Annotated in this window: 11 protein-coding genes; 8 read left to right on the forward strand and 3 right to left on the reverse strand. The window is 72.4% G+C overall.

Annotated elements, in window-relative coordinates:
* The first annotated feature begins 382 nt into the window (after window positions 1-382).
* Together ACFVYR_RS31005 and ACFVYR_RS31010 are read left to right on the forward strand one after the other, a co-directional pair.
* A complete protein-coding gene (locus tag ACFVYR_RS31005) occupies window positions 383-1,180 on the forward strand; it encodes an SDR family oxidoreductase (RefSeq protein ID WP_384259006.1) in 798 nt (265 codons plus the stop codon).
* Between the two features lie 122 nt (window positions 1,181-1,302).
* Entirely contained in the window at window positions 1,303-2,628 is a 1,326-nt protein-coding gene (locus ACFVYR_RS31010) for a TerD family protein (protein WP_384259004.1), read from the forward strand.
* Window positions 2,629-2,632: 4 nt separating this feature from the next.
* Here ACFVYR_RS31010 and ACFVYR_RS31015 read toward each other — a convergent pair whose 3' ends face one another.
* Window positions 2,633-3,847 carry a glycosyltransferase gene (locus ACFVYR_RS31015; protein ID WP_384259002.1) on the reverse strand — a complete coding sequence of 405 codons (1,215 nt, stop codon included), beginning with the start codon at window positions 3,845-3,847 and terminating at the stop codon, window positions 2,633-2,635.
* A gap of 58 nt (window positions 3,848-3,905) precedes the next feature.
* Here ACFVYR_RS31015 and ACFVYR_RS31020 point away from each other — a divergent pair, with 58 nt between their 5' ends.
* Entirely contained in the window at window positions 3,906-4,694 is a 789-nt protein-coding gene (locus ACFVYR_RS31020; RefSeq protein WP_384259000.1) for a glutamate racemase, read from the forward strand.
* Window positions 4,695-4,801: 107 nt separating this feature from the next.
* Window positions 4,802-5,350 carry a hypothetical protein gene (locus tag ACFVYR_RS31025; RefSeq protein WP_384258998.1) on the forward strand — a complete coding sequence of 183 codons (549 nt, stop codon included), beginning with the start codon at window positions 4,802-4,804 and terminating at the stop codon, window positions 5,348-5,350.
* Here the strand turns inward: ACFVYR_RS31025 and ACFVYR_RS31030 are convergent.
* A complete protein-coding gene (locus ACFVYR_RS31030) occupies window positions 5,331-6,374 on the reverse strand; it encodes an O-antigen ligase family protein (RefSeq protein ID WP_384258996.1) in 1,044 nt (347 codons plus the stop codon). The genes ACFVYR_RS31025 and ACFVYR_RS31030 overlap by 20 nt on opposite strands.
* Window positions 6,375-6,615: 241 nt before the next feature.
* On the opposite strand from ACFVYR_RS31030, the gene lnt reads away from it, so the two are divergent.
* Together lnt and ACFVYR_RS31040 are read left to right on the forward strand one after the other, a co-directional pair.
* A complete protein-coding gene (gene lnt, locus ACFVYR_RS31035) occupies window positions 6,616-8,235 on the forward strand; it encodes an apolipoprotein N-acyltransferase (protein ID WP_384258993.1) in 1,620 nt (539 codons plus the stop codon).
* A gap of 48 nt (window positions 8,236-8,283) precedes the next feature.
* Window positions 8,284-8,763 (forward strand): NUDIX domain-containing protein, encoded by a 480-nt coding sequence (locus ACFVYR_RS31040; RefSeq protein ID WP_384258991.1) that lies wholly within the window; start codon window positions 8,284-8,286, stop codon window positions 8,761-8,763.
* Between the two features lie 57 nt (window positions 8,764-8,820).
* Here ACFVYR_RS31040 and ACFVYR_RS31045 read toward each other — a convergent pair whose 3' ends face one another.
* Window positions 8,821-9,375: an ATP-binding protein gene (locus ACFVYR_RS31045; RefSeq protein WP_384258989.1), complete on the reverse strand. Its 555-nt coding sequence runs from the start codon at window positions 9,373-9,375 to the stop codon at window positions 8,821-8,823.
* 80 nt (window positions 9,376-9,455) lie between these two features.
* Between ACFVYR_RS31045 and ACFVYR_RS31050 the strand changes: the two genes are divergently transcribed.
* Together ACFVYR_RS31050 and ACFVYR_RS31055 are read left to right on the forward strand one after the other, a co-directional pair.
* Window positions 9,456-10,637 carry a methyltransferase gene (locus tag ACFVYR_RS31050; RefSeq protein ID WP_384258987.1) on the forward strand — a complete coding sequence of 394 codons (1,182 nt, stop codon included), beginning with the start codon at window positions 9,456-9,458 and terminating at the stop codon, window positions 10,635-10,637.
* 244 nt (window positions 10,638-10,881) lie between these two features.
* Complete coding sequence (locus ACFVYR_RS31055) at window positions 10,882-13,260, forward strand: phosphoketolase (protein WP_384259057.1); 2,379 nt, start codon at window positions 10,882-10,884, stop codon at window positions 13,258-13,260.
* The last annotated feature ends 39 nt before the right edge of the window (window positions 13,261-13,299 follow it).

Below are 13,299 nucleotides of genomic sequence, written 5' to 3' on the forward strand. Positions count from 1 at the left end.
TACGGCTAGTGAGAGACCTGACCGAGCAATTGCGTTCCGCGCGAACCGCAGGAAGAAGGGCCGGGTTTCCGGCCTCCCGCCCAGGGGAGCCGCCCTGAGCGGAACGAGAGACCGGATACTCGCGGAATGGATGGATCAAGAGCTGACTGGATCAACACCACGCATGACTGGGCCCGTGATGTGGACTTGGGCCATCTAGCCCGGATCCGCCGAGAGCCGGAGCGGTTCGCTCCCTGCGGCCTGGGGCACCTCATCCTCGAAGTCGTTGCGTCAGTGAGTGGCTGATCCACACCAACCGCCGTCGCGCGCGGCGGTGCGGAACCTGGCGGGGGCCCGGGAAAATCGGGTGCCAGGTGATGGGTGGCTCGTCAGGATGAGACTCATGACTGGTGAGGCGCTCGTGGGGAGTCGGCGGGGCGGGGGAGAGGCGGGGCGTCCGCTTGCCTTGGTCACGGGGGTGGGGCGTTCGGCAGGGATCGGGGCGTCGGTGGTGCTGGATCTCGCTCGGGGCGGGTGGGACGTGGCCTTCACTTACTGGACTCCGTACGACGCGCGCATGCAGTGGGGGACGGAGCCCGGCGCGGCCGAAGCGTTGCGGAAGAAGGTGGCGTCCGACGGGGCCAGAACACTCGCGGTCGAGGCAGATCTGAGCGACCCGGCCGTGCCCGCTCGGCTCTTCGACGGCATCGAGCGTGAGTTGGGGAACGTCACCGCGCTGGTGCTCTGCCATTGCGAGTCGGTCAACTCCGGCCTGCTGGACACCACGGTGGAGAGCTTCGACCGGCACTTCGCGGTCAACGCGCGGGCGACCTGGCTGCTGATCCGGGAGTACGGGCTGCGGTTTCGCGGGCAGCACGGCAGCGGCCGCATCGTCAGCCTGACCAGCGACCACACCGCGGGCAACCTCCCTTATGGGGCGAGCAAGGGAGCGATGGACCGGATCACGTCGGCCGCCACCCGTGAACTCGCCCATCTGGGAGTGACCTGCAACTCGGTCAATCCCGGACCGACCGACACCGGGTGGATGACTGAGGAGCAGAAGGCGGAGATGGTCCGCAGCACGCCTCTGGGGCGCCTCGGCGTGCCGCAGGACTGCGCGAACCTCGTCTCGTTCCTGTGCTCGGCAGCGGGAGGGTGGATCAACGGCCAACTGCTCCAGAGCGATGGTGGCCTCGGGTAGTCGGGCGCGTGGGACATGGCCCGTGGTGGTCGTGGACCCGGCCGCAGGCCGCCGGGTAATAGGTTGGTCATGAACGGAAACGGCGGCCCCGCCGGACGCGGCTACTTGTGATGGGGGCGGACATGTCAATGTCTAAAGGATCGAATGTTCCCGTACCGGCACCCGCGGTACGGATCGAACTGGGGTGGGGCGCCGGAGTCGGCGTACCGGACGCCGACGCGTCCGCGCTGCTTCTCTCCTCGTCGGGGAAGGTGCGCTCGGACGCGGACTTCGTCTTCTACAACCAGCCGGCTCATTCCTCGGGAGCGGTGCGGCACGAGGGCAAGCAGCGCTCCGGCACCGGTGTGAGCGATGTCCTTGCGGTCGACCTCGCGCGTGTGGAACCGGAGATCGAGACCGTGGTGCTCGCGGCGTCGGCCGACGGCGGCACCTTCGGGCAGGTGCCCAGTCTGTACATTCGCGTCCTCGACGTGTCCAGCGGCGCCGAACTCGCCCGCTACGACAGCTCGGATGCCACCGTGGAGACCGCCTTCGTCCTCGGCGAGCTCTACCGGCGCCAGGGCGCGTGGAAGTTCCGCGCCGTCGGACAGGGGTACGGCAGCGGCCTCGAAGGCCTCGCGACGGACTACGGCATCTCGGTGGACGAGCCGCAGCAGCCGACGCCCGCCCAGGGCACCCCGGTCGCTCCGGCTCCGGTCTCCCCTCCGGCCCCAGTGGCCCCTCCGGCCCCAGCGCCCCCGGCACCCCCCGTGCCCCCGGCAGTCCAGGCCCCGCCCCCGCCCGCCGCAGCGCCACCCGCCCCCGCCCCCGTGCGCCTGACCAAAGTCACGCTGACGAAGGACGCCCCTTCCGTCTCCCTGACCAAGCAGGGCGGCACCTCGGGTGGCATGCGCGTCAATCTCAACTGGGAGGTGCGCAAGCAGTTCAAGGGGTGGGGCGCCAAACTCGGCAGAGCCGTCGCCATGCACGCCGACCTCGACCTCGACCTCTGCGCCCTCTACGAACTCGCCGACGGCCGCAAGGGAGTAGTCCAGGCGCTCGGCAACGCCTTCGGAGCGCTGCACCAGCCGCCGTACATCCTGCTCGACGGCGACGACCGCACCGGCGCCGTCGCCACCGGCGAGAACCTCACCATCAACCTCGACCACATCAAGGACTTCCGGCGCATCGTCATCTTCGTGACCATCTACGAAGGCGCGCGCAGCTTCGCCGACCTCAACGCCACGGTCACCCTCCAGCCCCAGCACGGCGCCCCGGTCGACTTCTCCCTCGACGAGTGCACGGTCCCCTCGACCGTGTGCGCGCTGGCTCTGCTCACCAACAACGGCGGCGACCTCGTCGTCCAGCGCGAGGCCCGCTACCTGGTACCGGACCGCGGAGTGAGCCCGCAGCGCACCATCGACCACGTCTACGGATGGGGCATGAACTGGACGCCCGGCAGGAAGTGACCCGTCAGGGCTGCTCGGGCGAGGGCGAGGGCGAGGGCGAGGACGGGGGTTCGGGGGCGGCGGCGTCGGGACGGGCGTACGTACGCCCCTTCCACGCCGCACCGCGCCCCCTGTAGTGCTGCACCGCCGAGTCCACGGTCATCAGGAGGTACAGGAACGCGGTGCCGGGCAGCAGGGGCGCGAGCCAGAGCGGCTGACGGTAGTAGCGCAGCATCGGCAGGTACGTCGCGGTCATCACCAGCCAGGCGAGGCCGCCGGCCACCGCCGCCGCGCGGCTCCCCGTCGCGAGACCGGCGAACAGCGTCACGGGCGGGGCGAGATACACCAGAGCCAGGCCGCCGACCGTGCCGGTCAGCAGCAGCGGATGGTGCCGCAGTTGCGCGTACGCGCTGCGCGACACCATCCGCCACAGGTCACCCAGGCGCGGATACGGGCGCACGCTGTCGACACGTTCGGCGAGCCCGAGCCAGATGTGGCCGCCGGAGCGCTTCACCGCCCGCGCCAGCGCCACGTCGTCGATCACGGCCTGCCGGATGGCGTCTGGGATCCGGGCGCGCTCGGCCGCATCCGTACGCAGCAGGACGCAGCCGCCGGCCGCCGCGGCCGTCCGCGAACCCCTCCTGCCGATGCGGCGGAAGGGGTAGAGCTGCGCGAAGAAGTAGACGAACGCCGGGACCACCAGGCGCTCCCACACGCTCGCCACCCGCAGCCGGGCCATGAGGGAGACGAGGTCGAAGCCGCCGCCGTGCGCCGCCGCCACCAACTGGCGCAGGCTGTCCGGCTCGTGGGCGATGTCCGCGTCGGTGAGCAGCAGGTATTCGGGCTTCCGTGCGCGGGCGAGGCCGATTCCGTGGCGCATTGCCCAGAGCTTGCCCGTCCACCCCGTGGGCGGCTCGCCGGGGGAGCCGACGGTCAGGGGCAGGCCGCCGTGGCGCTCGGCCAGCGCGCGGGCCAGCTCGCCCGTACCGTCCGAACTGCCGTCGTCGACGAGGAAGACCTCGGCCCGCCCCGGATAGTCCTGCGCGAGCAGCGAGGGCAGACTCCGGGGGAGTACGGCCGCCTCGTCGCGGGCGGGGACGACGACACAGACCGACGGCCAGGGGGCCGGGTCCCTGCGCGGTGGCAGACGGACATCCGTACGCCAGAAGAAGCCCTGCCCCAACAACAGCCACAGCCACGCGGCAAGTGATCCGGTGGCGGTCCACGCAACGGCGCTCATCCCCCGAAGTCTGCCCCACGGGACGGTGCCTGTGGGGCCCATCGACTATGGTGACCGGGTGAAGATCGCGCTCATGGACTCCGGTATCGGACTGATCGCCGCGGCGGCCGCGGTACGTCGCCTGCGGCCCGACGTCGATCTCGTACTCTCCTCGGACCCGGACGGGATGCCCTGGGGACCGCGTACTCCGAAGGACCTCACGGGGCGCGCCCTCGCCGTGGCCGAGGCCGCCGCCGCGCACCGCCCCGACGCGCTGATCGTCGCCTGCAACACCGCTTCCGTGCACGCGCTGCCCACGCTGCGGGCCCACCTGGAGCCCGGGATCCCGGTCATCGGGACCGTACCGGCGATCAAGCCCGCGGCCGCGGGCGGCGGCCCCGTGGCCATCTGGGCCACCCCCGCCACCACCGGCAGCCCGTACCAGCGAGGGCTCATCGACGACTTCGCCGGTGGCGTCGATGTCACCGAGGTGCCCTGCCCCGGCCTCGCCGACGCCGTGGAGTACGCGGACGAGAAGGCCATCGACGAGACGATCGCCGCCGCCGCGGCCCTCACACCGCCCGATGTAAGGGCCGTCGTCCTGGGCTGCACCCATTACGAGCTGGTCGCCGAGCGCATCCGCGCCGCCGTCCAGCAGCCCGGTCTGCCGCCCCTGGTCCTGCACGGCTCGGCCGGCGCGGTGGCCGCCCAGGCGCTGCGCAGGACCGGAGCGCTCGCCGGCACGAACGCCACGGCCGCGCCGCCCGGTCTCACCGTTCTGCTCAGTGGCCGCGAGGGGCAGTTGCCGCCGTCGGCGCTCGCGTACGCGGAGGGGCGCATGCTCGCGGCGGTCAGCCCGGCGCTCTGAGACCCGGCTTCGGCGTCCGGCCCGTCCTCTGCCGGGCTCTGCTCCGCGCCAGTGATGACCGTGAGTGATCGGGTGGCTTCGTGGGGGATTCTGAGTAGTCTCGAAGCATGAGGGACCAAGCCCCGGGCGAGCGGGCCGCTTCCGACAGCCCGCTCGAAGTCTGGACCGGACGCGCGACCAACCGCGCCCAGTGGCTCCTGGCCTGCGCCGGCGCCGCCTGTGTGGCGCTCGGCGTCGAGCTCGCCGTGGACTCCATGTGGACCTCCGGCATCGCCCCGCTGGTCATGTCCGTGGTGGGCTGTATCACCGTCGGGCTCCTGATGCTCTTCGGGACGCTCGCCTTCGTGCACGTGGCGGTGAAGGTCGACGAGGACTACCTCGAGGTGCGCTGCGGCCATCTGGGACTGCCGCGCCGCCTCATCCCGCTCTCCCACGTCGTCGGCGCCGACTTCGCGCCCGCCGTCACGCCCCGGCAGTGGGGCGGCTGGGGCTACCGCTGGCGGCCCGAGAAGGGCACCGCCGTCGTGGTCCGGCGCGGCGAGGGGATGGTGCTCAGCCTGGGCGACGGCCACAAGTTCACGGTGACGGTGGACAACGCCGAGGCGGCGGTGCGCGTCATCCGGGCCCGCCTCGGCCTCAAGGACAGCGGGCCCTGACCGGACGGTCCGGGCCGTCCCGTACGCCGTCGCCCAGCGGCCGCGCCGTGGCGATCCCGGCGAGGAGCCCCGCACCCGTCGTCACCGTCGTCACGCTCAGGGCGTTGCCCGCCGCCGCCACGGCGGTCAGCGCCGTCAGGGCCGTGCCCGCCGACAGCACGACCTGGGTGGTGCCGGGCGAACGCCACAGGGCGAACAGCAGCCAGCAGAACACCGCGGCCAGCAGCGCCGCCCCGACAAGACCCTGCTCCGACGCCTGCTGCAACGGCGCCGAATGCGGCTTCCCGTCCGTCGGCAGGTCCTCGGCGACCACCGGCCTCACCTCGCCGAACCGCCCAGGACCCACGCCCATGGCGGGGTCCCGCTCCGCGAGACCCAGCGCGTCCTGCCACAGCAGCACACGGTGGCGGCCGAGCCCGCCCTCCACGGGAACCGCGAGCCCGCCCGGCAGCGCGTCGTCGGCCACCGCGACGCAGACACCGGTGACCAGCACCGCCACGACCGCGAGCCCGGCGAGGCCCAGCGTCCTGCCGCGCATCCGGGCCGCCGCGAGCGAGCAGAGCAGCACCAGGGCGGCGCCCGCGCACCCGACCGGTGAGCCGAGCACCGCCGCGGCGACCGCGACCCCGGCGGCGAGCAGCCGTAGCGCGCGGCGGGCCGCGGGAGTCCGGGCCGCCCACGCCGCGCAGCAGGCCGCACCCGCCGCAAGGATCAGCAGGGCGGCCGTGGCACCGGCGTGGCCCGAAGAAGAGGGGTCCGCCGCGGAGTGCGGCGCGGCCACCGCGAGCCCGAGCCCCGCGAGCGCCCCCGCACATGGCGCGGCGACGGGAAGCAGCGCCCCGCAGATCCGTCCGCCGGAGTAGCCCGCCGCCACGGCGAGGACCGCGAGGAGCAGACCCTCGGGGCTGCCGCCGTGCACACCCGCGGTGATCAGCGCCCAGGCGGCGCACGCGCCGAGCAGCGCGCCACCCGTCGCGTCGGACGCGCTCCGCCGTTCCCGCGCCGCTGCCGGACCCGCCGGCACAGCCGTCCCCGTCGACCCCACCCCGTCGCCCCCCGGTGTATGCCGGACCCCACCGGCACGGACCGCCCCACGATGGCGTGGACCGGCCGGGCCACGGGGGCCCGGCCACACGCTAACGGCTGGCGCCCCGCTGTGGGGCCAGTCGTGCGGAAACGATTCCGCGAACGCGGTCGCGAGCACCCCTCGCCGCCTGGGCCGACCGACCTGTCGGCGCCCGGCTGAGGCGCCGTACACTCCCCGGGTGACCGCCACCACCGCCCCCGTAGAGCCGGATCAGCTCGATCCCCAGCCCCCGCAGGCCGCCCGCGCCGCACGCGCCCTGCGACGGCTCGTGCCCGCCGCCGTGGCGGCCCTCTCCGGAGTGCTGCTCTACGTCAGCTTCCCGCCCCGCACCCTGTGGTGGCTGGCGCTCCCCGCCTTCGGGCTCCTCGCCTGGTGTCTGCACGGCCGTACCTGGAAGGCGGGCCTCGGCCTCGGCTACCTCTTCGGCCTCGGCTTCCTGCTCCCGCTCCTCGTATGGACCGGCGTCGAGGTCGGCCCCGGCCCGTGGCTCGCGCTCGCCGCCGTGGAGGCGGTCTTCGTCGCCCTGGTCGGCGCGGGCATCGCGGCCGTCTCACGGCTGCCCGGGTATCCGCTCTGGGCGGCGGCCCTGTGGGTCGCGGGCGAGGCGGCACGCGCGCGCGTGCCGTTCAACGGCTTCCCCTGGGGCAAGGTCGCCTTCGGTCAGGCGGACGGCGTCTTCCTGCCGCTCGCCGCGCTCGGCGGCACTCCCGTGCTCGGTTTCGCCGTCGTCCTCTGCGGCTTCGGCCTCTACGAGACCTTCCGCCAGGTCCGCCGCATCCGCGACGCGCGCGGCGCCCGCACCGTGCGCCGCGGGGCGGCCGCCGCGGCGGCGCTCAGCGTGCTCGTCCCGGTGGGCGGCGCGTTCGCCGCGCTCGCGTGCGTCAGCGACAAGGCCGAGGACGGCACCGCGACCATCGCAGCGATCCAGGGCAACGTCCCGCGCGCGGGACTCGACTTCAACGCGCAGCGCCGCGCCGTACTCGACCACCACGTACGCGAGACCGAACGCCTTGCCGCCGAAGTGAAGGCGGGCAAGGCCAAGCACCCGGACCTGGTCCTGTGGCCGGAGAACTCCTCCGACGTCGACCCGTTCACCGACCCCGAGGCGCGCCGCGCGATCGAGCGCGCGGTGGCGGCGATCGGAGTGCCGGTCTCCATCGGCGGCGTCGTCGAGAAGGAGGACGGCAAGCTCTACAACGAGCAGATCCTCTGGGACCCGAGGAAGGGCCCCACGGACACGTACGACAAGCGGCAGATCCAGCCCTTCGGCGAGTACATCCCGCTGCGCTCCCTCATCAGCTCGTTCAGCAGCGACGTCGACAAGGTGCGCCAGGACTTCAGCCGCGGCGCCGAGCCCGGCGTCTTCACCATGGCGGGAACCCGGGTGGGCATCGCGACGTGTTACGAGGCCGCCTTCGACTGGGCCGTGCGCGACACCGTCACCCACGGCGCGCAGATCATCTCGGTGCCCAGCAACAACGCCACCTTCGACCGCAGCGAGATGACCTACCAGCAGCTCGCGATGTCCCGGATCCGCGCGGTCGAGCACAGCCGCGCCGTCGCGGTGCCGGTGACCAGCGGAGTCAGCGCCGTGATCATGCCGGACGGCAAGGTCAGGGCGAAGACGACGTGGTACACCGCCGACTCGCTCGTCGAGGAGGTGCCGCTGCGCTCGTCACGGACCCCGGCCACCCGGCTGGGCGTCCTGCCCGAGGGCGTTCTGGTGCTGATCGCCGCGGGCGGACTCGGCTGGGCCGTGACGTCGGCGGTGCGGATCCGGCGCACCGCGCAGCCGTAATCCTTGGTCCGGGCAGGGGCAATGACGCGGCGCCGTTAGGGTCGGAGCATGGCTACTCCCGACTTCATCCATACGATCCGGGCCGCCGCGGGCCAGCAACTGCTCTGGCTCCCCGGAGTCACCGCCATCGTCTTCGACGACGAGGGAAGAGTGCTGCTCGGGCGGCGCTCCGACAACGGCAGGTGGTCCGTGATCGGCGGCATCCCGGAGCCGGGTGAGCAGCCCGCGGAGTGCGCGGTGCGCGAGGTGTACGAGGAGACGGCCGTGCACTGCGTGCCCGAGCGGGTGGTCCTGGTGCAGGCGCTGGAGCCGGTCACCTACGACAACGGCGACATCTGCCAGTACATGGACATCACCCTGCGCTGCCGTGCCGTCGGCGGCGAGGCCCGGGTGAACGACGACGAGTCGCTGGAAGTGGCGTGGTTCGACGTGGACGCGCTGCCCCGGCTGCACGAGTTCTCGCTGTTCCGGATCAAGCAGGCGATGGCGGACGGCGCCACCTGGTTCGAGCCGGCTCCGCAGCGGTGAGCGAGGACGCCGACCCGCCGGTCCGGGAATTCCCCCCGTCGCCCTACGACGCGGACGTCACCCCGGTCCTCGAACCGCCGGATTCAGCTCTTGGCTCTTGACGGTTTCCGCGATGCGCAGGGCGGCCTCGGCGGGGGTGAGGTGCGTCGTGTCGACGACTTCGGCCTCGGCGTGCAGCCAGGTGCGGGCCGCCTCGGCGTAGGGCTCGACGTGGGCGTGGCGGAACGACGAAGGGCCGAGCGCGGTGTCGCCGTCGATGCGCGCGCGGAGGGCGTCCTGGTCGGCGTGGAGGACGAAGTGGAGTACGGGGATCCCGTGTTGGGCGAGACCCGAGCTGATCTCGCGCCAGTACTGCTCGACCAGGACGGTCATCGGCATCACCAGGGTGCCGCCGGTGTAGTCGAGCACCTGGCGGGCGGTCTCGACGACGAGCGGCCGCCACGGCGGCCAGTGCTGGAAGTTGCCCGTCCAGGGCAGCCCCGGTCTGATGTCCATCAGCGTCTCGCCGACCTTCTCGGCATCGAACACCCGTGAGTCCGGCAGGAGTTGCTGCACCAGTGCGGCGGTCGTCGTCTTGCCCGCGCCATGGGTTCCGTTGAGCCATACGATCATGACGTCGACCGTAGTGGCGCCCCGGCCGCGGGTCTGTGCCGATCGTGACACAAAGGACTCTCCGTTAGCCTGAGAGCACGATGAACCGTTTGAGCACGTCATGGGGCGCGTACGACCTCACCCGCTACCCGGAGGACCCCCGCGAGCAGCTGCGCGCCTGGTCGGCGGCGGACGCCTACCTGCTGCGGCACCTGGCGGGGGAGGAGGGCGCCGCGACCGTCGACCTCTGCGGACCGGAGCCCGAAACCGTGGTCGTCGTCGGGGACCGATGGGGCGCCCTGACCACCGCACTCGCCGGGCACGCGCGCGTGCCCGTGCAGATCACCGACTCCTTCCTCGCCCAGCAGGCCACCCGGGCCAACCTCGCGCGGGCCGGCCACGCGCCGGACTCGGCGCGGCTCCTGACGACCAGGGACGCACCGCCCGCACGCGTCGACGTACTCCTGGTCCGCGTACCGAAGAGCCTCGCGCTCCTGGAGGACCAGCTGCACCGGCTCGCGCCCGTCGTGCACGAGGGCACCGTCGTCGTCGGTACGGGCATGGTGACCGAGATCCATACGTCGACCCTTGAGCTCTTCGAGCGGATCATCGGGCCGACCAGAACCTCACTGGCCCGGCAGAAGGCGCGGCTGATCTTCAGCACCCCGGACCCGGAGCGCACGCCGGAAGCCAACCCCTGGCCCGGCCGCTACGTGCTGCCCGCCGACTCCGGCGCCGGCGCCGGCCTCACCGCCGTCAACCACGCGGGCATCTTCTGCGCCGACCGGCTCGACATCGGCACCCGCTTCTTCCTCAAGCACCTGCCCCGCGCCCGCGGCGGCGCCCACGTCGTCGACCTCGGCTGCGGCAACGGCGTGCTCGGCACCGCCGCATCCGTCGCGGACCCCGACGCCACGGTCACCTTCATCGACGAGTCGTTCCAGGCCGTCGCCTCCGCCGAGGCCACCTTCCGGGCCAACGCCGCCGACGGTGCCAAGGCGCACTTCGTGGCGGGCGACGCCCTCGCGGCCGTGGCGCCGGGGACGGTGGACCTCGTCCTGAACAACCCGCCCTTCCACAGCCACCAGGCCACGACCGGCGCGACCGCCCGCCGCATGTTCACCGGAGCCCGCGCCGCGCTGCGCCCCGGCGGCGAGCTGTGGGTCATCGGCAACCGCCACCTCGGCTACCACGTGAAGCTCCGCAAGCTCTTCGGCAACGCCGAGGTCGTGGCGAGCGACCCCAAGTTCGTCCTGTTGCGGGCGGTCAAGAGCGGCCACTGACGCCGCCCGGCGCCGGTCCGCTGTGCCGCCCGGCGCCGTCCCGCCGTACCGCCCCGCTCCGGCGTGCCCGGTGGCGGGCCTCCCGCACGGCTGATGTGCTGGATGCGGCATCAGCCGTTCCGCACGGCCGACGCCGACGCTGACGTGTGACGAAGCGCAGGCCGCGTCCCGTACGACTGACCCGCCGCTCGCGTGGAACCCGAGCAGCAGCGCGCCGTACCCGAAACGGTCGTACGCCCCGACACTGCGAGGAGAGAACTCCGTGGCACCCCTGGCAAAGGACCACCTGGCGGCACTCGACGCCCATTGGCGGGCGGCGAACTATCTGGCCGCCGGTCAGATCTACCTGATGAGCAACCCGCTGCTGAGGGAGCCGTTGCGGCCCGAGCACATCAAGCCGCGCCTGCTCGGGCACTGGGGCACCTCTCCCGGCCTCAACCTCGTCCACACCCACCTCAACCGTGTCATCAAGGAACGCGACCTGGACACGCTGTGCATCTGGGGTCCCGGGCACGGGGGCCCGGCCGTGCTGGCCAATTCCTGGCTGGAGGGCTCCTACAGCGAGGTCTACCCCGACATCACGCGGGACGGGGCGGGCATGGCGAAACTGTTCCGCCAGTTCTCCTTCCCCGGTGGCGTGCCGAGCCACGTGGCGCCCGAGACGCCCGGCTCGATCCATGAGGGCGGCGAGCTGGGCTACTCCCTGGCCCACGCCTATGGTGCCGCGCTCGACAACCCGGACCTGCTGGTCGCCTGTGTGATCGGGGACGGGGAGGCGGAGACCGGACCGCTGGCCGGCTCCTGGCACGCCAACAAGTTCCTCGACCCCGTCCACGACGGCGCCGTCCTGCCGATCCTCCACCTCAACGGCTACAAGATCGCCAACCCCACCGTCCTCGCCCGGCTGCCCGAGGACGAACTCGACGCGCTGCTGCGCGGCTACGGCCACGAGCCCGTCCACGTGAGCGGCGACGCCCCCCTCACCGTCCACCAGGCGATGGCCACGGCCATGGACCAGGCACTCGACAGCATCGCCGCCATCCAGCGGGCCGCCCGCAGCGACGGCGTGCCGGAACGCCCGCGCTGGCCGGTGATCGTGCTGCGCACACCCAAGGGCTGGACCGGGCCGAAGACCGTGGACGGCGAGCCCGTCGAGGGCACCTGGCGCGCCCACCAGGTCCCGCTCTCCGGAGTCCGCGACAACCCCGACCACCTGCGGCAGCTGGAGGAGTGGCTGCTCTCCTACCGCCCGCGCGAACTCTTCGACGAGGACGGCCGCCCCACCCAACAGGTCCGCTCCTGCCTTCCGGAGGGTGACCGTCGGCTCGGTGCCACCCCGCACGCCAACGGCGGGCGCCTCACCCGGCCGCTGCCCCTGCCACCGCTGGAGAGGTTCGCCGTGCCCGTCGACAAGCCGGGCACGACCCTGCACGAGCCGACCCGGATCGCCGCCGCTCTGCTCGAACAGGTCATGGCCGACACCGCGGAGCGCCGCGACTTCCGTGTGGTGGGCCCCGACGAGACCGCCTCCAACCGGCTCGACGCGCTCTACGAAGCCACCGGCAAGGCCTGGCAGGCCCGCACCCTGGACACCGACGAACACCTCGCCCGCGACGGCCGGGTCATGGAGATCCTCTCCGAACACCTCTGCCAGGGCTGGCTGGAGGGCTACACCCTCACCGGCCGCCACGGCCTCTTCTCCTGCTACGAAGCGTTCGTTCACATCATTGATTCCATGGTCAACCAGCACATCAAATGGCTGAAGACCTCCCGCGAACTGCCCTGGCGAGCCCCCGTGCCCTCCCTGAACTACCTCCTGACCTCGCACGTGTGGCGCCAGGACCACAACGGCTTCTCCCACCAGGACCCCGGCTTCGTCGACCATGTCCTCAACAAGAGCCCGCACGTCGTGCGCGTCTACCTCCCCCCGGACGCCAACACCCTGCTGTCGGTGACCGAACACGTGCTGGACAGCCGCGACTACGTCAACGTCGTCGTCGCCGGCAAACAGCCCTGCTTCGACTGGCTCACCCTCGATGAGGCCCGCGCCCACTGCGCACGCGGCGCAGGCGTCTGGGAATGGGCCGGCACCGACCACGGCGCGCGGGAACCCGACGTGGTCCTGGCCTGCGCGGGCGACGTGCCCACCCAAGAGGTCCTGGCCGCGGCGGCGCTGCTGCGCGAGCACCTGCCCGACCTCGCCGTGCGCGTCGTCAACGTCGTCGACATCGCCCGCATGATGCCCCGCGAGGAACACCCGCACGGCATGGCCGACGCCGAATACGACGCCCTCTTCACCCCCGACAAACCAGTGATCTTCGCCTACCACGGCTACCCCTGGCTCATCCACCGCCTGGCCTACCGCCGCACCGGCCACGCCCACCTGCACGTGCGCGGCTACAAGGAGGCGGGCACCACGACCACGCCGTTCGACATGGTCGTGCGCAACGACCTCGACCGCTACCGCCTCGTCATGGATGTCATCGACCGCGTCCCGGGTCTCGCCGTACGCGCGACAGCGGTGCGCCAGGCCATGGCCGACGCCCGCACCCGCCACCACTCCTGGATCCGCGAACACGGCATCGACCTCCCCGAGGTCGCCGACTGGACCTGGCCCTTCTGAAGCTGGACCCGGCCCTTCTGAAGCTGGACCCGTCCCTTC

The sequence above is a fragment of the Streptomyces sp. NPDC058284 genome (assembly GCF_042881135.1).
In the GTDB taxonomy this organism is placed as follows: domain Bacteria; phylum Actinomycetota; class Actinomycetes; order Streptomycetales; family Streptomycetaceae; genus Streptomyces.